This window comes from Micromonospora sp. DSM 45708 (assembly GCF_039566955.1).
Classification (GTDB): Bacteria; Actinomycetota; Actinomycetes; order Mycobacteriales; family Micromonosporaceae; genus Micromonospora.
This window is the reverse complement of the sequence record NZ_CP154796.1, coordinates 269,776-288,636: the sequence shown is the minus strand read 5'-3', so window position 1 is coordinate 288,636 and position 18,861 is coordinate 269,776. Positions and strand designations below refer to the sequence as shown.

General features: G+C 73.0%; 18 protein-coding genes, 1 tRNA gene and 1 pseudogene. 9 read left to right on the top strand and 11 right to left on the bottom strand.

Annotated features, from left to right (window positions below; translation table 11 throughout):
* Nucleotides 1–312: 312 nt before the first annotated feature.
* Both VKK44_RS01435 and VKK44_RS01430 read left to right on the top strand, forming a co-directional pair.
* Nucleotides 313–1,191, top strand: a complete 879-nt coding sequence (locus tag VKK44_RS01435; protein ID WP_343445035.1) for a helix-turn-helix domain-containing protein — start codon at nucleotides 313–315, stop codon at nucleotides 1,189–1,191.
* Complete coding sequence (locus VKK44_RS01430; protein WP_343445034.1) at nucleotides 1,184–1,381, top strand: DUF397 domain-containing protein; 198 nt, start codon at nucleotides 1,184–1,186, stop codon at nucleotides 1,379–1,381. Before VKK44_RS01435 ends, VKK44_RS01430 begins: the two co-directional genes overlap by 8 nt.
* Nucleotides 1,382–1,432: 51 nt before the next feature.
* Here VKK44_RS01430 and VKK44_RS01425 read toward each other — a convergent pair whose 3' ends face one another.
* Nucleotides 1,433–2,119 (bottom strand): hypothetical protein, encoded by a 687-nt coding sequence (locus tag VKK44_RS01425; RefSeq protein ID WP_343445032.1) that lies wholly within the window; start codon nucleotides 2,117–2,119, stop codon nucleotides 1,433–1,435.
* Between the two features lie 276 nt (nucleotides 2,120–2,395).
* On the opposite strand from VKK44_RS01425, the gene VKK44_RS01420 reads away from it, so the two are divergent.
* Complete coding sequence (locus tag VKK44_RS01420; protein ID WP_343445031.1) at nucleotides 2,396–2,956, top strand: hypothetical protein; 561 nt, start codon at nucleotides 2,396–2,398, stop codon at nucleotides 2,954–2,956.
* 272 nt (nucleotides 2,957–3,228) lie between these two features.
* Here VKK44_RS01420 and VKK44_RS01415 read toward each other — a convergent pair.
* A tRNA-Tyr gene (locus VKK44_RS01415) sits at nucleotides 3,229–3,312 on the bottom strand.
* 146 nt (nucleotides 3,313–3,458) lie between these two features.
* On the opposite strand from VKK44_RS01415, the gene VKK44_RS01410 reads away from it, so the two are divergent.
* The gene (locus VKK44_RS01410; RefSeq protein WP_343445029.1) at nucleotides 3,459–3,953 is read left to right on the top strand and encodes a YajQ family cyclic di-GMP-binding protein; all 495 of its coding nucleotides are present in this window, start codon (nucleotides 3,459–3,461) and stop codon (nucleotides 3,951–3,953) included.
* Nucleotides 3,954–3,964: 11 nt separating this feature from the next.
* Here the strand turns inward: VKK44_RS01410 and VKK44_RS01405 are convergent, their stop codons facing one another.
* On the bottom strand, nucleotides 3,965–4,411 hold the full coding sequence (locus VKK44_RS01405) for a MarR family winged helix-turn-helix transcriptional regulator (protein ID WP_343445028.1): 447 nt from the start codon (nucleotides 4,409–4,411) through the stop codon (nucleotides 3,965–3,967).
* An 89-nt stretch (nucleotides 4,412–4,500) separates the two neighbouring features.
* Between VKK44_RS01405 and VKK44_RS01400 the strand changes: the two genes are divergently transcribed.
* The 3 genes and pseudogenes from VKK44_RS01400 to VKK44_RS01390 form a co-directional block, all read left to right on the top strand.
* Complete coding sequence (locus tag VKK44_RS01400) at nucleotides 4,501–5,055, top strand: hypothetical protein (RefSeq protein WP_343445026.1); 555 nt, start codon at nucleotides 4,501–4,503, stop codon at nucleotides 5,053–5,055.
* Nucleotides 5,056–5,206: 151 nt separating this feature from the next.
* Nucleotides 5,207–5,593 (top strand): hypothetical protein, encoded by a 387-nt coding sequence (locus VKK44_RS01395; RefSeq protein ID WP_343445024.1) that lies wholly within the window; start codon nucleotides 5,207–5,209, stop codon nucleotides 5,591–5,593.
* 33 nt (nucleotides 5,594–5,626) lie between these two features.
* Nucleotides 5,627–6,835, top strand: a pseudogene (locus tag VKK44_RS01390) (MFS transporter); the annotation flags it as partial.
* Between the two features lie 24 nt (nucleotides 6,836–6,859).
* Here VKK44_RS01390 and VKK44_RS01385 read toward each other — a convergent pair.
* Complete coding sequence (locus tag VKK44_RS01385; RefSeq protein WP_343445022.1) at nucleotides 6,860–8,119, bottom strand: MFS transporter; 1,260 nt, start codon at nucleotides 8,117–8,119, stop codon at nucleotides 6,860–6,862.
* A 191-nt stretch (nucleotides 8,120–8,310) separates the two neighbouring features.
* Between VKK44_RS01385 and VKK44_RS01380 the strand changes: the two genes are divergently transcribed.
* Together VKK44_RS01380 and VKK44_RS01375 are read left to right on the top strand one after the other, a co-directional pair.
* Nucleotides 8,311–9,942, top strand: coding sequence for an alpha/beta fold hydrolase (locus VKK44_RS01380; RefSeq protein WP_343445020.1), 1,632 nt, complete (start codon nucleotides 8,311–8,313; stop codon nucleotides 9,940–9,942).
* A gap of 202 nt (nucleotides 9,943–10,144) precedes the next feature.
* Entirely contained in the window at nucleotides 10,145–11,323 is a 1,179-nt protein-coding gene (locus VKK44_RS01375) for an MFS transporter (protein WP_343445019.1), read from the top strand.
* Between the two features lie 51 nt (nucleotides 11,324–11,374).
* On the opposite strand, the gene htpX is transcribed toward VKK44_RS01375, so the two are convergent.
* From htpX to VKK44_RS01340, 7 genes are all read right to left on the bottom strand, one after another.
* On the bottom strand, nucleotides 11,375–12,253 hold the full coding sequence (gene htpX, locus VKK44_RS01370) for a zinc metalloprotease HtpX (RefSeq protein ID WP_343445017.1): 879 nt from the start codon (nucleotides 12,251–12,253) through the stop codon (nucleotides 11,375–11,377).
* A gap of 149 nt (nucleotides 12,254–12,402) precedes the next feature.
* Nucleotides 12,403–13,869: an NADH-quinone oxidoreductase subunit N gene (locus VKK44_RS01365; RefSeq protein WP_343445015.1), complete on the bottom strand. Its 1,467-nt coding sequence runs from the start codon at nucleotides 13,867–13,869 to the stop codon at nucleotides 12,403–12,405.
* Nucleotides 13,866–15,371: a complex I subunit 4 family protein gene (locus VKK44_RS01360; protein WP_343445014.1), complete on the bottom strand. Its 1,506-nt coding sequence runs from the start codon at nucleotides 15,369–15,371 to the stop codon at nucleotides 13,866–13,868. The genes VKK44_RS01365 and VKK44_RS01360 overlap by 4 nt, the downstream gene beginning before the upstream one ends.
* Nucleotides 15,368–17,287, bottom strand: a complete 1,920-nt coding sequence (locus VKK44_RS01355; RefSeq protein ID WP_343445012.1) for an NADH-quinone oxidoreductase subunit 5 family protein — start codon at nucleotides 17,285–17,287, stop codon at nucleotides 15,368–15,370. Before VKK44_RS01355 ends, VKK44_RS01360 begins: the two co-directional genes overlap by 4 nt.
* Nucleotides 17,284–17,622 (bottom strand): NADH-quinone oxidoreductase subunit NuoK, encoded by a 339-nt coding sequence (nuoK, locus tag VKK44_RS01350; protein WP_343445011.1) that lies wholly within the window; start codon nucleotides 17,620–17,622, stop codon nucleotides 17,284–17,286. The genes VKK44_RS01355 and nuoK overlap by 4 nt, the downstream gene beginning before the upstream one ends.
* Entirely contained in the window at nucleotides 17,619–18,233 is a 615-nt protein-coding gene (locus VKK44_RS01345) for an NADH-quinone oxidoreductase subunit J family protein (RefSeq protein ID WP_343445010.1), read from the bottom strand. The genes nuoK and VKK44_RS01345 overlap by 4 nt, the downstream gene beginning before the upstream one ends.
* Nucleotides 18,230–18,817, bottom strand: a complete 588-nt coding sequence (locus tag VKK44_RS01340) for a NuoI/complex I 23 kDa subunit family protein (protein WP_343445008.1) — start codon at nucleotides 18,815–18,817, stop codon at nucleotides 18,230–18,232. The genes VKK44_RS01345 and VKK44_RS01340 overlap by 4 nt, the downstream gene beginning before the upstream one ends.
* Between the last annotated feature and the right edge of the window lie 44 nt (nucleotides 18,818–18,861).

Genomic DNA, 18,861 nt, shown 5'->3' with positions numbered 1-18,861 from the left:
CTGGAGAGCGGACCAACGGCAGGACGTTGGCGCCGTCGTTCCGTTTCCCGGTTTCGCCAGGACGCTCGTTGTTGGTCGGCCGCTGCACCAGATCGACCGGCTCGTTGCTGCGTTGGAACCACTTCCAGCGGGGCATCGCGCACCTCCGGCGAATCGTCAACCGACCCCTTCGGCTGCCAACGTGGCGTAGTGGCACCGTCACTGCAACATCTCATCGCGGGTTTCAGACATCGAGATTGACGTCGTGCCATCCGGGCGGGCAGGGTGGCTGAAGTGAGACACACAGGCGGTTGAGGTGAGATTGGGGATCAGATGGCCGAGACGGGATCTTCCGTCCCGCGTCGGCAACTCGGCCGGCTGCTGCGGCAGGCGCGCGAGGAAGCCGGCATCAACCTGGAAGCCGCCGCGAAGACGCTGGAGTGGTCACGGGCGAAGATGTACCGGCTGGAGGCCGGCCACACCTCGCTCCGCACCCACGACGTGAACCTCATGTGCCAGCTCTACGGCACCTCGACCGACCTGACCGAAGTCCTCGTCTCACTCGCCCGGGAAAGCAAGAGCCGGGGCTGGTGGCACGCCTACGGCGATGCGATCCCCGCCTGGTTCGAGCTTTACGTCGGGCTGGAGGCTGCCGCCTGCCACATCCGGCAGTACGAGCCGAATCTGATCCCGGGACTCCTTCAGACACCCGAATACATGTCGGTGGTCTTCGAGACCAAGCCGGGCCGCACAACGCAGGAGGTGGCCCAGAAGGTCGCCCTCCGGATGGAGCGGCAAAAGCTTCTCGCCCGGCGGAGTCCGGCAGCACCTCTCTTCGAAACGATCGTCGACGAGGCTGTCCTGCATCGGCCGATCGGTGACGTGGAAGCGTGGCGGGCGCAGTTGGCCTACCTGGTCAACGCGGCCCAGGCAACGAACATCAGGGTCCGCGTGCTGCCGAGGGACATCGGCCCACACCGAGCATCCGTCGCTGGCAACTTCGTGCTGCTCGACTTTCCCGCGAAGGGCACCCGGCCTGCCGAGCCGACCACGGTCTACAGCGAGTCGATGACCGGCAGCATCTACCTCGATCGGAGGAGTGAGGTGGAGACTTACTCGTCGGCTTGGGAGACTCTTTGGAGCCTTGCCCTGGACGAACGCGCCTCCGAAGATCTGGTGGGCGCCGTGATCAAGGAGACCTACGATGACTGAGCTGACCACGATCCACTGGCGCAAGAGCAGCTACAGCGGCAACGAGGGCAACTGTGTCGAGGTTGCCGACAATCTTCCGGGCGTCGTGGGCGTACGGGACAGCAAGGACGTCGCCGGTCCGTCGCTGACGTTCAACTCGGCCCAGTGGGCTTCCTTTGTCGAGTTCGTCAGGGACGGATCCCGCAACTGAGCTTCGGATCCCACAACGGGCCGCCCTTGGAGCGTGTTCGACAGTGCCCGCCTACGCGTCCGGGCAGTCGTAGATGCCCTCGGATACTGGTTGCCAGGCGCCGTGGTCCTCGCGCGCGCTCAACCGGTCCGCCTCACGGGCGGCTCGCACCAGTTGATCGGTGGTGCGGGGGACGGCGGCCAAGAACACCGCGCCGACGTGGTGACAGAACATCGGACCGTATTCGAGGGGTTGCAGCGGCTCGCCCGCCAGGGTGGCCAGGTCCTCCGTGCTCCAGCCCAGCGGACCGGCCACGGCTTGCAGTTGGGAGAGCCGGTGCCATGCCCCGCCCAGCATGCCTCTGAGGGTGCTGATCGACAGACCGACGAACGGGAACTCCCGCACCCCAAAGCCTCGGTTACGCATAAGACCGTGTAGGACGGCCGGGAACGGGCCCGGGTCGGCCGGATCGCGAGCCGGCCGAGGCTCAGGCGCCGCGCCTTCATCCGGCATGGCGAGCAGGAACTCGCGCAGCGCCGCCAACTGAGGGTGGTTGCAGTAGGTCACGCGGTAGGCGAACGCCCGCATGACGGTCTTATCGCGGTCGGGCGGCAGCAGGTCCCCCGGTACCGGGTGGCCCGCGACTACGAGGACGTCAGCCACGGGTAGGTCGAGTTCGACGGCGATCGCCTCCAGCCGTGGAGTGTCGCAGTCCCGGCCGTTGTCCAGCAGATCACGCAGAGCCTCGGTCCGCGTCATGTCGATCACCGTATGGCACCGCGAGGTTGTCGAGGGTCCAGGCGTGCTGACGGCGAGGACGTTGCCACTGAGTTGCGACATCATCCGAGCGCATCGCCGATCTTGTCGTTCATGGTGTCGTCTCCGCCGTCGATCCAGTTGGCGTAGACGCGGCGCAGCGGCGACGCTGTGGCCTAGGCGTCGGGCAACCTCGGTCGGCGGGACACCGGCATTCAACCAGAGCCGAGCCTCGTCGTCGCTGGCGCCGATACGGCCGGCAGGGGCAGGCTCTGCGGCGTGGAGCACCCGCCCGATCTTGATACCCGCATCTCGGCTGCTGTTGCCCGTCTCCAAGCGGGGGACGCTCCGGGCCAGGCCTTCGGCCGCCTCGCCACGACTGGAGGCGATCTGCGCCTGACGGCGATAGCGGTCTGCGTGGCTGGCGGCACCAGCGTCAGTGAGGCCGATCAGCGCTTGTTGGAGTACCTCGGGTTGTTCGACGAGGTGCCTCCCGACGAGGAAGGTGTCATCGGGGAGGTGCTGGAGAGCGCGGGGTACTTCGACCATCAGATCAAGCTGGATGAGGCCAGCACCGAAATCGCGAAGACACTTCGTGAAGCGCTGAAGGCGGCCGGACCGATCCCCAGCGGCTGGGCTCTCACCTTCCATCGGTCGATGACCACGGGGAAGATGCTCCAAGCCTTCCTCTCGGCGGAAGCCCTGTGGTGCAGGCGGACGCCAGCAAACGCGCAGGTCTTCTGGACTCACATGGCAGACGCTGCTCGCCTCCTGGGCGACAGCGCAGAGCCCGGATTCACCGAGGCCGCCCGGCGTTGTCGTGGCCGGTTGCACGACTGAGATCATTCGTGCGCGTCGCCGATCTTGTCGTTCATGGTGTCGCCTCCCCCGATGATGCAGTTGGCGTGGACCCGGAGCAGGACGGCGATGCCGTGGCCGAGCCACCAACCACAACGTTCGCAGCCCGAGAAGAGCCCTCAGTCGGCAAGATCGACCTGCCCACCATCTGCCCACAACCAGTCGTAGACGGCTGGACCCAGCCGGACTCCCCCCAGACAGACGACAACGGCCCCCGATCAGCATTCCTGCTGTTCAGGGGCCATTGGTGCACCTGGTGGCGGGTAGAGGATTCGAACCTCTGAAGCTTTCGCGACGGATTTACAGTCCGCTCCCATTGGCCGCTCGGGCAACCCGCCAGGGCACCCACCGCGTCGTGACGCGGCAGCGGAAGCAAGGATAGCGGTTGTCCCGGCCCCCTGCGCAACGGGGTACCGTCAGGGGGTCCCACGCTGGTCAGTGCGGGACGGATCAGGACACACCGCCGGACAGCAGGAGCATGATCATGGCAGCGAGCCCGTCGTTCGACATCGTGAGCAAGGTTGACCGCCAGGAGGTCGACAACGCCCTCCGCCAGGCGGAGAAGGAGCTCGCGACGCGGTTCGACTTCCGCGGGACCGGGGCCGAGATCTCCTGGTCGGGCGAGGAGGCGATCAGCCTTCAGGCGGAGACCGAGGAGCGGGTGCGCGCCGCGCTGGACGTCTTCAAGGAGAAGCTGGTCAAGCGGAACATCTCGATGAAGTCGCTGGACGCCGGCGACCCGCGCGCCTCGGGCAAGATCTTCAAGATCGACGCCAAGGTGATCCAGGGCATCGACACCGACAAGGCCAAGGCGATCAGCAAGAAGATCCGCGACGAGGGTCCGAAGGGCGTGCAGGCGCAGATCCAGGGTGACCAGCTCCGCGTCACCGGCAAGAAGAAGGACGACCTTCAGGCCGTCATCTCGCTGCTCAAGGGCGAGGACTTCGGGGTGGCGCTCCAGTTCACCAACTACCGCTAGGGGAGCCGGCGTCAGTCGTCGCCGACGTGCTCGGCCAGGATCGCCAGGAGGCGGTTCAGCTCCCGGTGGTCCCGTTCGCCGAGCCGCCGCCGGGTGGAGTCGTCGAGCGCGTCGACCAACCCGGCCGCCTCCCGCAGCAGCGCCGCTCCGGTGTCGGTCACCTGGATCGGCGCGGCTCGGCCCCGACCACGGCCGGCGGTCCGCTCGACCAACCCTCGGGCCTCCATCTGGTCCAGCAGTGGGCCCATGCTCTGCGGGGTGGTCAGCACGGCCCGCGCGAGGTCTGCGGAGGTCACGCCGGGCGATTCGGTGAGGACCGCCAGCACGCTGAACTGGCGGGGTGAGAGCCCGGTCGGGGCGAGCGCCGAGGCGAAGCGGCGTTCCAGCCGGCCGGCCAACCGGACCAGGCGGTATTCCAGGAACTCGTCGGGCAGTCCCCCGGGTGCGCGGCTCGTCACGGCTCCACCGTACCGAGCGCGGCTGACGTGGCAGCGAGAATCAGTTGCCTGATACCTTGGTATCAGGCAACTGATTCTTGGGAGGTTCCATGTCCACGATCACCCCTGACGCGACCGGGGTCGCGCTGCTCCGGTCCACCCGGGCACTCACCCTGGCGGCGGCGCTCTGCCTCGCCGTGCAGCTCTTCGGCAATCTCTACGAGGAACTGGTCAGCAACGTCGCCGTCCTCGCCCGACCACAGCCCGGCGAGGCGGTGGGTGCCCTCGACGCCGGCAGCCCGATGTACTACTACCTGCCCTGGGCGCCGCTCGGGGTGGTCCTCGTCGCGGTGCTCGCGCACCGGCTCGCCACCCGTGGCGCACCCGACTGGGTGGTCCGCCGGCTGCGCCTCGCCCTGGCCACGCTGGGCGTCGCGGTGGCGGCGAAGGCGGTGCTGATCTCGTCGGTGAACCCGCGCTTCCGCGACCCGGCCGAGGACGCCGCGACGCTGCGGGAGCTGGCGACGCTCTGGGCCGGCATCAACGGGCTGGCGATCGTCGCGGTGGCCGTCGCGTTGACCCTGCTGCTGTCCTGGCGCGCACGGGTCGCCGACCACGGCCCGGTCGCCGCGACCGGGTCGGTCCCCCGCGTCGCGGTCGGCTGACCACGGGACCGGAAGGCTTCCCCTGTACCAGCCCGTCGTCGTACGGGACGACCGGCCTGGCGCCCCACCTCGCGGCAGCCGGCAGGAATGTTGAGGCGAGACAGCGACATACTGCCGCGACCTTCGCCCGCCGCGCCGCTACGCTGCCGGCATGTGCCGGTACGCCCAGACCTTCTACCGGGTCCACTACGTGTGCGTGCCGTGCCGTCGCAGCCACAAGTACGCCTGGGACGACGCCACCCACCGCTGCACGTCGTGCCGGCGGCCCATGGTGTTGGCCGGGCACGACTTCGCGGCGCCCCGCCGCCGGAACGACTCCGGCTGGGCGGCGGTCGCGGCGGTGCTCGGGGCGGGCCTGCGGTACGAGGGGTTCGAGGTGTGCGGCTGCGGGCGGGAGCCGAAGTTCCGGCCCCGCACGAGTGCCCAGGTGCGGGCGCGGCGGCGGGTCGGCCACCGGCTCGGGGTGTCGGAGGCCGCCGCCCTGGCCGCCCGTGACCCGTACGACGCCAGTTCTTCTGCCCTGAGGCAACTTCGTTGAGGTGAGGGCCCACCGTGCGGTCGGGTGGGAGGCATGCCACTCCTCCCCTACCGCCCGGTCCTCGCCCAACCCGTGCTGCGCCGGCTACTCCCCGGGCTGGCGGTCTCCGCGCTCGGTGACGGGCTGGCCCTGGTCGCGGTGACGTGGCTGGCGCTGGAACTCGCGCCGGCCGGTCAACGCGGCACCTGGACGGCGTTCGCGGTGGCCGCGTACACGTTGCCGGGCGCGGCCGGCGCGGTGCTGTTGGGGCGCGTGCTGGGCGGGCGGAGCGGGGCGCAGCTCGCCGGCTGGGACGCGACGCTGCGGGCGCTGGCGTTGGGGGCGATCCCGGTCGCGCACGTCGCCGGGATGCTGGACGTCGGACTGTACGTGGCGCTGCTCGCCGCCTCCTCGCTGCTGCACCCGTGGGGGTCGGCCGGCCGGTTCACGCTGGTGGCCGAGCTGTTGCCGCAGCGGCAGCACCTGGCCGGCAACGCGCTGCTCGGGCTGTTCGGGCAGGCGGCCACCGTCGTCGGGCCGCCGCTGGCCGGGCTGCTCATCGCCGGGATGGGTGCGGTGTGGGTGATCGCGATCGACGCGGCCAGTTTCGCGGTGCTGGCGGTCAGCTACCGGCTCGTGGTCCCGGCCGTACGCCGTCGCGCGGGTCGGGCGGCGGGCACCGGCCCGTCGCGTACCTCCGGTTTCCGGGTCATCGGCCGGGACCGGTCGCTGCTCGGCCTGCTGGCGTTGAGCTGCGGGTTCTTCTTCCTGTTCGGGCCGTTCTACGTGGCGATGCCGGTGCACGTGACCGAGGACCTGCACGCGTCCGCCGCGACGCTGGGCGGCTACTACACCGCGTTCGGCGTCGGGTCGCTGCTCGGCGGCCTGCTCACCGGTCACCTGCGGGACCGGCCGCTGCGGCCCACGCTGCTCGGCATCGTGGCGGCGTTCGGGGCCGCGCTGCTGCCGCTGGGCCTGGGCGCGCCGGTCGCGGTGTCGCTGCCCGCGTTCGCGGTGGCCGGCCTGGTCTGGGCGCCCTACCTGCCGACCGCGACGGCGTTGTTCCAGCGGCGGGCCGGCGCGGCGGAACTGCCCCGGGTGCTGGCCGCCAACGGCGCGGTGACGGTGCTGGCGGTGCCGCTGGGCACGATGCTGGGCGGCCCGTTGACGGCCGCGCTGGGCGCGCGGCCCACGCTGCTGGTGTGCGCGGTCGCGACCGTCGCGCTGGGCCTGCTGGCGGCCGGGTCGGGCACGCTACGCCGACCGGGTGGCGGTCGCCGGGCGGGCTCAGGCGGCGAGCGACTGCTCGGCGCGGACCGCGGACGCCTCGGCGCGGGCGATCGGGCCGGTGGGCAGCGCGGCGACCACGGCCCCGACGGCGACGGCCGCGCCGGCGAAGAGGAACGCCCACGGCACACCGCCGGCGTGGTCGACGATCAGGCCGGCGACCGCGCCGCCGGCGGCGCTCGCCGCGACCGACATGGTGACCACCCAGGTGTACGCCTCGTTGAGCATGCCGGCCGGGGCGATGCGCCCGACGAGCGTGTTCTCCAGCGTGAGCGCGGGGGCGATGGCGGCGCCGCCGAGCACCAGCGCGACGCCGAGCGCGGCCGGGCCGGGCATCACCGCGAAGACGGCGAAGCTGGCCGCCACCGCGCCGAGCAGCCAGGCGAACTGGCGGGTCATGTTGGCGGCCGGCTTGCGTACGCCGAAGGTGAAGCCACCGGCGGCGCTGCCGATGCCCCAGACGGCGAGCAGCACGCCGGCCAGGCTCTCCGGGTCGGCGGTGCCGCTGTTGCCGGCGAAGGCCGGGACGATCACGCCGGAGGCGCCGAACGCGATGCCGAGGCTGGCCACGCAGAGCAGCAGCGCGGGGAAGCCGCCGACCCGCAGCGGGCCGAGCCCTCGGGCGTGGTGTTCGCGCGGGTGCGGGCGCCAGCCGCGCATCACCCGGCCGAGCGCGACCGATCCGGTGCCGACCAGGGTGACGACGGCGGCGCCGAGCAGGGCGGTGGACGCGTCGGCGAACAGCACGAAGCCGGCCACCAGCAGCGGGCCGAGCACGAAGACGACCTCGAACAGGGAGGTCTCGGCCGCGAGCGCGGTGTTGCGCAGGTGCCCGCGCCCGCTGGCCGGCGTGGTCAGGTCGTTCCAGGCGCCCCTGATGGCAGCGGTCAGCGGCGGGTACGTGCCACCGGCGACGCCCGCCGCGAGGTAGATCAGGGCGAGGTTGCCGGCGTCGGAGCGGCTGGCGCCGAGCAGCCCGAGCAGTGCCAGCGGGTGGGCCAGCGCGGTGGCCAGCAGCACGGGGGTGGGGCCGACCCGGTCGGCGATGCGGCCGGCGATCGGGCTGAGCGCGGCGCCGGAGAGCGCGTAGATGCCGCCCGCGACGGCGGCGAGCGAGTAGCGGCCGGTGACCTGCTCGACCACCAGCAGCAGCGCCAGCGGGGTCATGCCGATCCCGAGCCGGCCGATGATGCCGAGGATCAACAGCATCGGCGCGCCGGGAATCCGCCAGACACCGAGGTACTGGCGCAGCGCGGCCACCGTCGACCTCCAGGATGTAATGAGTCAGAAGCCCTTCGACCCTAACGCCGACCTGGGGTGGGGGGAACGGTCGGCTGTCTCACAGTGGCCCGGCCCACCCGGGTCGCGCCAGCGATTTCCGGCATTCCGTCCCGCGCGGCCACCCGACGTCGGAGAGTCGGGGACGGGGACCGGGGTCGAGGAGGAGCGCGGTGAGCCACCCGAGGGGCAGGTTGCTCGGGCTCGTCGCGCTCGCGGCGGCCGTCCCGGTGGTGCAGAACGTGCTGTTCCTGACGTTGGACTTCCGCAGCGCGGAGGGCCTCTCACCGCAGGGCTCGGCCGTCTGGCCGTACGACTCGTACAACGACATGCGGTGGCTGCTGGTCTACCACGACTCCTGGCAGGAGTACGCGCTCGGGCTGCTGGTCGCCATCGGGCTGCGGGGGCTGCTCTGCGCGGGCCTGGTGAGCCTCGCCTGGCCGGTCGAGGCGCCCCGGCCGGACCGCCGGCGCATCCTGCTGCGCAACCTGGGGACCGCGGCGTTGACCGCGGTGGTCGTCACCCCGTTCGCCGCGCTCGCCGTCGCCGCCGGCGTGGTGTCGCTCTCCTGGTTCGTGTTCGCCGCGGTGGGGCCGATGCTGCTGCTCGCGCCGTTCCTGCAACGGGCGGCGGTCAACTACCACGGGTGGCGCGGCCTGCCGTCGGCGGCACTGGTCGGCTGGTCGCTGCTCGACTTCGCGTTGATCACCGTCGCCGGTGCGGTCGTCTGGCGGGTGCCCGGCTGGTGGACGCTGCTGGTGGCGGCGCTCGCCGGGGCCGCCAACGGGCTGCTGTGGAACCGGTCGGTACGCGCGGCGGTGCTGCCGACCCGGGTCCACTGGCCCCGCGTCCCGGTGGTCCCGATCGTGGTCGTGCTCGCGCTGGCCATCCCGCTGGCGGCCCAGGTGGTGACGTCGCGTCCGGCAGACCAGGTGAAGACGTTCCGGCCTTCGCTGCTCGACCGGCCGCTGCCCGCCTCGGTCCGGTACGCGGTGATCGTGCTCGGCACGCACGACTCGCGGTACGACGGGCGGTCCGCCGTCGACCCGGCGGCGGAGACGTTCTCCTACGCCGGCCAGGACGCCGCCGGCCGGCCGCTGCCGTACGGCCCGCTGGACACGCACCGCTCACTGGAGTCGAGCGCGGCCCTGCTCGCCCGGCAGGTGGACGCGTTGCACGCCCGCACCGGCCGGCCGGTGGCCCTGCTCGGCGAGAGCGAAGGCGCGATGGTGGGCCGGACCTACCTGCGCGACCACCCGGGGTCGCCGGTCAAGGCGCTGCTGATGTTCAGCCCGCTGGTCCGCGCCGCCCGCACCTACTATCCGCCGGAGGACGCGGCGGCGGGCTGGGGCATCGCCCCCGGCTGGCAGTTGCGCGGGGTCTTCGCGCTGGTGGCCCGCGTCAGCGGGGGTCGGGACAGCCCGGACGAGCCGTTCATCCGCTCGCTGCTGGCGAACGCCCCGTTCTACCGGTTCCAGACCATGTGCCCGGTCCCCGGCGTACGGATGATCGCCTTCCTGCCCACGGTCAGCGCGACGGAACTCCCGCCCGGTCCGTTCACCCAGATCCCGGTCTACGAGGTGCCCGCCCTGCACGGCGGGCTGCTGGGCCGGCCGGACATCACCGACCGGGCGATCGACTTCCTGGAAGGCAGGGACGTCCAGTCGCAGCGGTCCGAGTACCCCACCCTGCAACTGCTCGGCGCGGCCTGGCAGGCCCCGGCGCTGGCGGCCACCATCAACCCGGTCTGGCGGGGCCAGGTGGCGCCGGGACCGCCGTTCTCCCAGGCACGGTTCTGCGGGTAGCGGAGCTGACGCCGGCGTCGCGACGCAGGTCGGGGCCACCGTCACGATCAGGGGCTGCCGTACCGATCGGTACGGGGTAGGTTCCTCATCGAATTGAGTCCATGCCAACGGCGGCAGGGTCGGCCGCCGGCGTCTACGGAGGTCGGATGAGCGGCACGGCGGGCGCGCCGTCGCGGGTCGAGACAGCGGACCCGTCAGCCCGATGACCGACCCCGCGACGCCCGGCTACCGGGCGCTCTTCCGGCACCCGGTGGCGTCCCGGCTGCTGGTCGCCCGGGGCATCTCCGAGCTGGGTGACTTCGTCGGGCTCGCCGCGCTGCTGCTGCTCGCCTACGACCAGACCGACTCGGTGCTCGGGCCGGCCGCCGTCTACGCCGCCCGGACGCTGCCCGCGCTGCTGGTCGCGACCGTGTTCAGCGGCTGGCTGGACGTGCCGGCCCGACGCACCATGCTGGTCGGGCTGTCGCTGGCCGGCGCGGCGCTCATCGCCGTACCGGTGGTGGTGCCCGAGCCGCTGCCGGCGATCGTGGCCGCCGGGCTGCTCGGCGCGGTCCGGGCCGGCTATTCGAGCGTGCACGTGGCGGTCACCGCCGAGGCGGTGGCGGTGCCGCTGCGGTTGCCGCTGTTCGGGCTCTCGGCGTTCGCCAACCAGAGCGGCCAGGTCGTCGGCCTGCTCGCCGGCGCGAGCATGACGGTGGCGCTCGGTCCCCGCACGGCCCTGGTGATCGACCTGGTGTCGTTCCTGCTCGCCGCCGTGGTCCTCGCCGGCCTGCCGGTGAGCCGGCAGGAGAGCCGGGGTCCCCGCCCGCCCGCCACCGCCGGCCTGCGGATCATCGCCGGTCATCCGGTCCTGCGCGGGGTGGCCCTGCTCACCGTGACCACCGCGCTGTCCGGGGCGCTGCCGGAGACGCTCGCCCCGGACCTGGCCGGTGGGGCCTGGCGGCCGGCGCTGCTGGCCGCCTCGTCGTTCGGTGGGGCCGTGTTCGTGCTGGTGGTCGGGCGTCGTCGCTGGCTGGCCCGGGTCGCCGGTCAGGTCATGGCCGCCCGTGCGCTCGGCCTGGCGTTCCTGCTGGCCAGCCTGCTGGTGGCGGTCGGCGCCCCGATCTGGGCCGTGGCCGTGGCGAACGCGCTGATCGGCGCCGGTGGCGGCTGGCTGATCGGCGCGCAGGCGACGTTCGCGCGGTTGGCGCCCCGCGAGCGGATGGGGCAGGTGGAGGCGACCATGGTGGCCGGCAACATCATGCTCTCCGGTGTCGGGATCTTCCTGCTCGGTGGCGCCGCCGCGCTGTTCGGTCCGGCCGCGGCCTACCTGGCGGCGGGGCTGATGCTGCTCGTCGTGGTGCTGCTCACCCGGGTGGACCGGCTGCCCGAGCCGGCCTGAGGACACGCCTCCGCCCGCGTCCGGGCCGGACGCGGGCGGAGCATGGACGGGTCAGCGCTGGAACTGCACCGGCCCGGAGTTGCGGGCCATCTGCTCCAGCCGCGCCACCCGCTGCTCCATCGGCGGGTGGGTGGCGAACATCGCGGCGATGCCGCCGCCCCGCTTGAACGGGTTGTCGATCATCAGGTGCGCGGTGCTGGTGAGCTGGCCCTGCGGCGCGAGCGGGCGGGCCTGCGTACCCATGTGGATCTTCTTCAGCGCGCTGGCCAGGGCCAGCGGGTCGCGGCTCAGCTCCGCGCCGGACTGGTCGGCCTGGTACTCCCGGCTGCGGCTGATCGCCAACTGGATCACGGTGGCCGCGATCGGGCCGAGGATCAGGGTGAGCAGCAGCACCGCCGGGTTCGGGCCGTCCTCGTCGTCCGAGGAGCCCAACGGGATGAACCAGGCGATGTTCGCCAGCATGGTGATGATGCCGGCCAGACCGGCCGCCACGCTGGAGATCAGGATGTCCCGGTTGTAGACGTGGGACAGCTCGTGCCCGATCACGCCCCGCAGCTCCCGGTAATCCAGGACCTCCACGATGCCCTGCGTGACGCAGACTGCCGCGTGCTCCGGGTTACGCCCGGTGGCGAACGCGTTCGGCTGCGACGTCGGGCTCACGTACAGCCGGGGCATCGGCTTGCCGGCCTGCGTGGACAGCTCCCGCACCATGCGGTAGAGCTCGGGGAACTGGGCCTCGCTGACCGGTTGCGCCTTCATCGAGCGAAGGGCGAGCTTGTCGGAGTAGAAATAGGTCACGCCGTTCATCACCAACGAGACGAGCACGGCGATGACGAGACCGCCGCTACCGCCGAACCAGTAGCCGACCGCGAGGATCAGCGAGGTCAACAGGCCGAGCAGCGCTGCGGTCTTGAGACGGTTGTGATGCACGATCGCTCCTTCGGTGCCGCGGGCCCACACGGGAACCCGCTGACCGGTCCAACACACCGGTACCCGTCAACCATCCGGCTCATGGCTGAAAGTTGACTGGGGATTCCTGTGCGCCCGCTGAACCGACCGCCCAGCCGGGCAGGAACCGGTCAGCGCGCCGCCACGTCCAGCACGAGCTGCGGTGCGACCCCGATCACCACGGCCGCCACGGTGGCCACCCCGAGCGCGATCGCCACCGCGCGGGCCGGCCGGGTCGCGGCGACGCCACCGGGCACCGCGTAGAGCGACGCCGCCACCCGCAGGTAGTAGGCCAGGCCCAGCACCGCGTTCAAGGCCACCACCAGGGCCAGCCAACCCGCGTGCCCGGCCAGCAGCGACCGCACCACCGTCACCTTCGCGAACAGCCCGGCCAGCCCCGGCGGCAGCCCGGCCAGCCCGATCAGCGCCAGCGCGAACGCGCCGCCCACCCACGGGTGCCGGCGGGCCGCGCCGCGCAGGTCGGCGAGCGTGCCGCCGTCGCCGTCCGCCGGCCGCAACGCCACCACCGCGGCGAACGCGGCCAACTCCAGCAGCACGAAGAACACGGCGTACGCGACCGCTGCCGCGTACGCCCCGGCGCGGGCGTCGGCGGTGCGCCCCGCCGCCAGCGCCAACGCGCCCAACGGGGCCAGGATGTAACCCGCCTGGGCCACCGACGACCAGGCCAACAACCGCACGGTGCGCCGCTGCCGCAGCGCCACCAGGTTGCCCACGGTCATCGTTAGCACCGCGAGCAGCGCCAACACCGGACCGGTCACACCGGCCGGCAGCGCCCGCTGCACCACCGCCAGCAACGCCACCACACCGCCCAGCTTCGAGGCGGTCGACAGGTACGCGGCCACCGGCAGCGGTGCCCCGTCGTAGGTGGCCGGCGCCCAGGCGTGGAACGGCACGGCGGCGACCTTGAACGCCAGCCCGGCCACCACCAGCGCCACCGCGACCGTGGTCAGCGGCAGCTCCCGCAGGTCGTCCCGGGCCGCCAGGGTGGCACCGAGCCGGTCCAGGTGCAGGCTGCCGGTGACCGCGTAGAGCAACGCCGCGCCGAGCAGCGTCACCGTGGTCGCGACCACGCTGACCACGAAGAACGTCACCGCCGCCTCGGCCCCGGCCAGGCTGGCCCGACGCAGCCCGACCAGCACGTACAGCGGCAGCGTCAACGTCTCCAACGCCACCAGCAGCGTGATCAGGTCGCCGGCCGCGCCGAGCACCACACCGCCGGTCATCGCGCAGGCGAGCAGGAAGCAGTATTCGCCGGCCGGCGTGCGCCCGGCGCGCAGCAGCGGACCGGAAATCGCCAGCACGCCGACCGTGAGCAGCGCGATCACCACCGCCACCAGCGCGGCCCGGCCGTTCCACACCCAGGAACAGTCCGCGTCGACGCAGAACGTGCGCCGGGTGCCAGCCGCGCCCACCACCGCCGCACCGGCCGCCGTGCCGGCCGCGCCGAGCGCCGCCACCGCCACGGTCACCGCCCGGCGGGCCACCAGCAGGTCCACCAGGAGCACCAGGATCGCGGTGCCGGCGGCCAGGTAGCCCGGCAGCAACGCCACGTTGTCGACGCTCTGCACCAGACTCATGGCACGACCCCCAGCAGCGCCTCCACCGGGCCGGAAGCGTAGGACAGGACCAGCGCCGGGGCCAGGCCGACCGCCAGCGCCAGCAGCACCAGCGGCGCCCACGCGGTCAACTCCGCCCCGGCCACCCCCGGCCCGAGCGGCGCCACCGCCGGAGAGGGCCGGCCGTGGGTGACCCGGCGCAGCAACCGCAACAGGTACGCGGCGGTCAGCGCGCCGCCCAACGCGGCCAGCACCGCCAGCGTCAGCCACAGCGGGCCGCCCCGCCGCACGGCCGCCACCACCGCGAACGCCTCACCCCAGAAGCCGGCCAGGCCGGGCAGCCCCAGCGAGGCCACCGCCGCGAAGCCCAGCAGCCCGGCCAACCGGGGCGCGGTCTCCCGCAGCCCGGACAGCTCGGTCAACGAACCGGTGTGCGTCCGGTCCTTGACGGCCCCGGCCAGGAAGAACAGCAGGCCGGTGATCACCCCGTGGGCGATGTTGCCGATCAGCGCCGCCTGGAGCCCGGTGGCGGTGAGCGTGGCCACCCCCAACAGCACGAAACCCATGTGCCCCACGCTCGAATACGCGATCAGCCGCTTCAGCTCGTCCTGCGCCAGGCAGACCAGGCCACCGATCAGGATCGCCGCGACGGCGAGCACGCCGAGCACCGGCGACGCCCAGCGGGCCCCCTCCGGAGCCACCCCCACTGCCACCCGGATCAGCCCGTACGTGCCCATCTTCAGCAGCACCCCGGCCAGGATCACGCTGCCCACGGTCGGCGCCTGGGTGTGCGCGGCGGGCAGCCACGAATGCAGCGGCCAGAGCGGGCTCTTCACCGCGAACGCCAACGCCAGCAACGTGAACGCGGCCAACTGGGTGCCCCGGGACAGGCCCGCGCCGCCGGTCAACGCCACCAGGTCGGCGGTGCCCGCGGCGGCCACCACCACGTAGACGCCGACCAGCAGCAACACCGAACCGAACAGCGTGTAGAGCGCGAACTTGCGGGCCGCCCGCCGCCGGTCGTCGCCGCCCCAGCCGGCGATGATCGCGTACATCGGCAGCAGGACGACCTCGAAGAAGAGGAAGAACAGCACCAGGTCCAGCGCCAGGAACGTGCCGAGGATGCCCACCTCGACCACCAGCAGCAACGCCACCAACGCCCGCCCGCTGCCGCCGCCGGCCGGCACCCGCCACAGCGTGTACCCGCAACACAGCAGCGTGAGCAGCGCGGTCAACACCACCAGCGGCCAGGAGATGCCGTCCACGCCCAGATGGAAGCGCAGGTCGAGGCCCGGCACCCAGGGCACGTCGAGCCGGTGCCACGGCTGCACCGCCGGGCGCGGGCCGTACCCGAACCAGCCGTGTTCGCCGCCGACCAGCGGCAGCGTGGCCAGCAGCGTCAGCGCGGCGGCGACGGTGCCGACCAGCCGGCCGGTCCGGTCACCCGGCACGGCGGCGGTCGCCACCGCGCCCAGCGCCGGGACCGCGACCACGGCCACCAGCAGGACCTGCCCGAACGTCATGAGGTGGCTCCGATCAGGACGACCGCCAGGCCGATCAGCAACGCGCCGGCCAGCACCCCGGCCGCCGCGCGGGGCAGCGCCGCCCGGTGCAGCGCGGCCAGCCCGCCGCCCAGCTCCACCGCCGCCCGGCCGGTGCCCTCGACCAGGCCGTCCACGCCCACCTCGTCGCCGGCCCGCACGGCCCGCGCCAGCGCGCCGGTCGGGCGTACGACCAGGGCATCCTGGACGTCGTCGAGCCGGAACGCCCGGACGAACACCGGCCGCAGCGGACCCAGGAAGCGGGCCGGGTCGGCGGCCGGGTCCCGTCGCCAGCCGGCCCAGGCCACGCCCGCACCGGCCAGCAGCAGCAGGAACGGCAGGATCAGGTTCGGCGCCAGGTGCACCAGCTCGACCGCCTCGCCGGAGGCGTCACCCGGCACCCGCAGGCGGTCGGCGAACCAGGGCGCGAACGCGGCCAGCCCGAGCAGCGCGGCCGGCACCGCCAGCAGCAGCACCGGCCAACGCAGCGACGCCGGCGGGTCGTGCGGCCGGAGCAGCGGCGTACGGGTCACGCCGAAGAACACGCGCAACAGCAGGCGGGTCGCGTACCAGGCGGTGACCGCCACCCCCAGCAGCCCGGCCAGCCAGACCAGCCAGCCCACCCAGGGCGCGGTCGGGCCGGCGTCGTCCAACGCGGCGGCCTCGGCGGCGGCGAGTACACCGTCCTTGCTCCAGAAACCGGACAGCGGCGGCACCCCGGCCAGCGCGCCGAGCCCCACCACCATGCACCAGAACGTCACCGGCATGCCGGCGCGCAGGCCGCCCATCCGGGACATCAGCGTGGTGCCCACCGCGTGGATCACCGCACCGGCGGCGAGGAACAGCAGCGCCTTGAACGCGGCGTGGGTGAGCAGGTGGAACAGCGCGGCGGCCGGCGCGCCGACCGCCAGCGCGCCGGTCATGTAACCGATCTGGGACACCGTCGACCAGGCCAGCACCCGCTTGAGGTCGTCCTGCGCGGTGGCCGCGAACGCGCCGAGCAGCATCGTGACCGCCGCCATCACGCCCAGCACGGCGAGCGCGGCCGGCGCCTGCGCGAACAGCGGAAACAGCCGGGCCACCGCGTACACCCCGGCGGCCACCATGGTCGCGGCGTGGATCAGCGCGGACACCGGCGTCGGGCCGGCCATCGCGTCCGGCAGCCAGGTGTGCAGCGGGAACTGGGCGCTCTTGCCGGCCACCCCGGCCAGCAGCAGCAGACAGGCCGCGGTCAACGTGCCGGTGCCGTAGTCGTGCGCCAACACGTCGGCGATCCGGAAACTGCCCGCGCCCACGCCGAGCAGCGCGATGCCGAGCAGGAAGCCCACGTCACCCACGCGGGTGACCAGGAACGCCTTCACCGCCGCGCCGGGCGCCTCCGGCAGCCGCCGGTCGTGGGCGATGAGCAGGTACGAGCAGATGCCCATCACCTCCCAGCCGACCAGCAGCATGATCAGGTCACCGGACACCACCACGGTCAGCATGGCGGCGGTGAAGAGGCTGAGCTGCGCCGCGTACGGCGGATAGCGGTGGTCGACGTCCACGTCGTCGTGCGGGCCGCGCCGCAGGTAACCGGTCGAGTAGACCTGCACGGCCAACGCGACCACGGCGACCGCGGTGGCGACCAGCACGGCCACCCCGTCCAGCCGCAGGCCCAGCGTGACCCGCAGCCCGCCCACCTCGACCCAGGTGGTGGCCGCCTCCACCGGCCCGTCCACCCGCACCAGCAGCGCCAGCGCCGCCAGCACCGCCACCGCCGCGCCGGCCACGCCCAGCCCGACCGCCAGCCGCCGGGCCGGCGCCTCCCGGTGGTCGCGCGGGGCGGGCGGCAGCAGCAGCCCGAGCAGGCCGGCGACCAGCGGCGCGGCCGGCAGCACCGCCGCGAGCCAGAGCGTCATGGGGCCACCTCGTCCGGTACGGCGGTCGGACGCTCGGTGAGCGGGACGTCGTCGACCGTGACGCTGGCCCGCAGCCGGTAGAGCTGGAGCACGATGGCCAGCCCGACGCCGATCTCGGCGGCGGCCAGCACGATCACGAACAGCGCGAACACCTGCCCGGAGTGCGGCAGCGCGGCCCGGACCGTGGTGTCCGCGGTGACCAGGACCAGGTTGACCGCGTTGAGCATCAACTCCACCGCCATCAGCACCAGCACCGCGTTGCGGCGCCGCAGCACGCCGTAGACGCCGAGGCCGAACAGCAGCGCGGCGGTGACGTACGGGATGACCGGCCTCACCGGCGCCCGCCCTCATCGGCGGCTGCGGCGGCCGGTTCGAGACCGGCAACCGGGCCGGGTCCGCCCGCCGGACCGCTGCCCGCGGTCGGGCCGGCGGCGTCGACGGGTGGGGTCCGGCGGCCGATGTCCGGGCGGGAAAGCACGATCGCGCCGACCAGCGCGGCCAGCAGCAGCACCGAGAGCACCTCGAACGGCAGCACCCAGGAGCGGAACACCTGCTCGCCGAGGCGCTCGGCGGTCCCCGCGGCCGGCAGCTCCACCCGCGACCAACGGAACGCGTCGACAAGCAGCACGGCCAGGCCGAGGCCGCTGCCGGCACCGACCAGCGCGGCCGGCCAGCCCGGCCGGTCCAGGTCGTCCGAGGGGCCGATCGGGGCCCGGGTCAGCATCACCGCGAACAGCAGCAGCACCACCACCGCGCCCACGTAGATCAACACCTGCACCCAGGCCACCAGCTCGGCGGTGAGCACCAGGTAGTCACCGGCCAGCGCGCCCAGGCACACCACCAACCACAACCCGGCCCGGACCAGATGGCGGGTGCCCACCACCAGCGCGCCCGCGCCCACCGCCACCGCGCCGAGCGCGAGCAGCAGCACGTCCGCACCGGTCATGAGGCCGCGCCTCCGTCCGGCTCGGCGGCGTCGGGGCGTACCCGGGTCGGAGCCGGCCGGGCGGCGGGCGCGGCGGCCTTGCGAGCGGCGGTGGTCTCCTCCTTCGAGGGGTCACCGAGCGGGTCGTGGGCCGGCGGCGGCGGTACGGTGCCCATCCACTCGCCCAGGTGGTCCTTGTCGTGCAGCAGATCCTTGATGTCGTACTCGGCGTACTCGAACTCGGGCGACCAGTAGAGCGCGTCGAACGGGCAGACCTCGATGCAGATGCCGCAGTACATGCAGAGCGAGAAGTCGATGTCGAACTTGTCGAGCACGTTGCGCTGGCGGGGGCGGGCGGCGCCGGGCACCGCCACCTCCTCCTTGTGCGAGTCGATGTAGATGCACCAGTCCGGGCACTCCCGGGCGCAGAGCATGCAGACCGTGCAGTTCTCCTCCAGCAACGCGATCACGCCACGGGAGCGGGGCGGCAGCTCGGGTGCGACGTCCGGGTACTGCTGGGTGGTCGACCGGCGGGTCATCGTCTTCAACGTGACCGCCAGGCCCTTCACCAGCCCGCCGCCGGGCACCCCACCGTGCTCGCTCATGCCGCCCATCCTGCCCTGTGCCCCCGGCGCGCGCGACCACCACC

Bases quoted from the DNA above. Each gene is read 5' to 3' on its own strand.
- VKK44_RS01435 (WP_343445035.1), top strand. From the start codon at position 313: ATGGCCGAGACGGGATCTTCCGTCCCGCGTCGGCAACTCGGCCGGCTG.
- VKK44_RS01430 (WP_343445034.1), top strand. From the start codon at position 1,184: ATGACTGAGCTGACCACGATCCACTGGCGCAAGAGCAGCTACAGCGGC.
- VKK44_RS01425 (WP_343445032.1), bottom strand. From the start codon at position 2,119: ATGACGCGGACCGAGGCTCTGCGTGATCTGCTGGACAACGGCCGGGAC.
- VKK44_RS01410 (WP_343445029.1), top strand. From the start codon at position 3,459: ATGGCAGCGAGCCCGTCGTTCGACATCGTGAGCAAGGTTGACCGCCAG.
- VKK44_RS01400 (WP_343445026.1), top strand. From the start codon at position 4,501: ATGTCCACGATCACCCCTGACGCGACCGGGGTCGCGCTGCTCCGGTCC.
- VKK44_RS01395 (WP_343445024.1), top strand. From the start codon at position 5,207: ATGTGCCGGTACGCCCAGACCTTCTACCGGGTCCACTACGTGTGCGTG.
- VKK44_RS01375 (WP_343445019.1), top strand. From the start codon at position 10,145: ATGACCGACCCCGCGACGCCCGGCTACCGGGCGCTCTTCCGGCACCCG.
- VKK44_RS01365 (WP_343445015.1), bottom strand. From the start codon at position 13,869: ATGAGTCTGGTGCAGAGCGTCGACAACGTGGCGTTGCTGCCGGGCTAC.
- VKK44_RS01360 (WP_343445014.1), bottom strand. From the start codon at position 15,371: ATGACGTTCGGGCAGGTCCTGCTGGTGGCCGTGGTCGCGGTCCCGGCG.
- VKK44_RS01355 (WP_343445012.1), bottom strand. From the start codon at position 17,287: ATGACGCTCTGGCTCGCGGCGGTGCTGCCGGCCGCGCCGCTGGTCGCC.
- VKK44_RS01345 (WP_343445010.1), bottom strand. From the start codon at position 18,233: ATGACCGGTGCGGACGTGCTGCTGCTCGCGCTCGGCGCGGTGGCGGTG.
- VKK44_RS01340 (WP_343445008.1), bottom strand. From the start codon at position 18,817: ATGAGCGAGCACGGTGGGGTGCCCGGCGGCGGGCTGGTGAAGGGCCTG.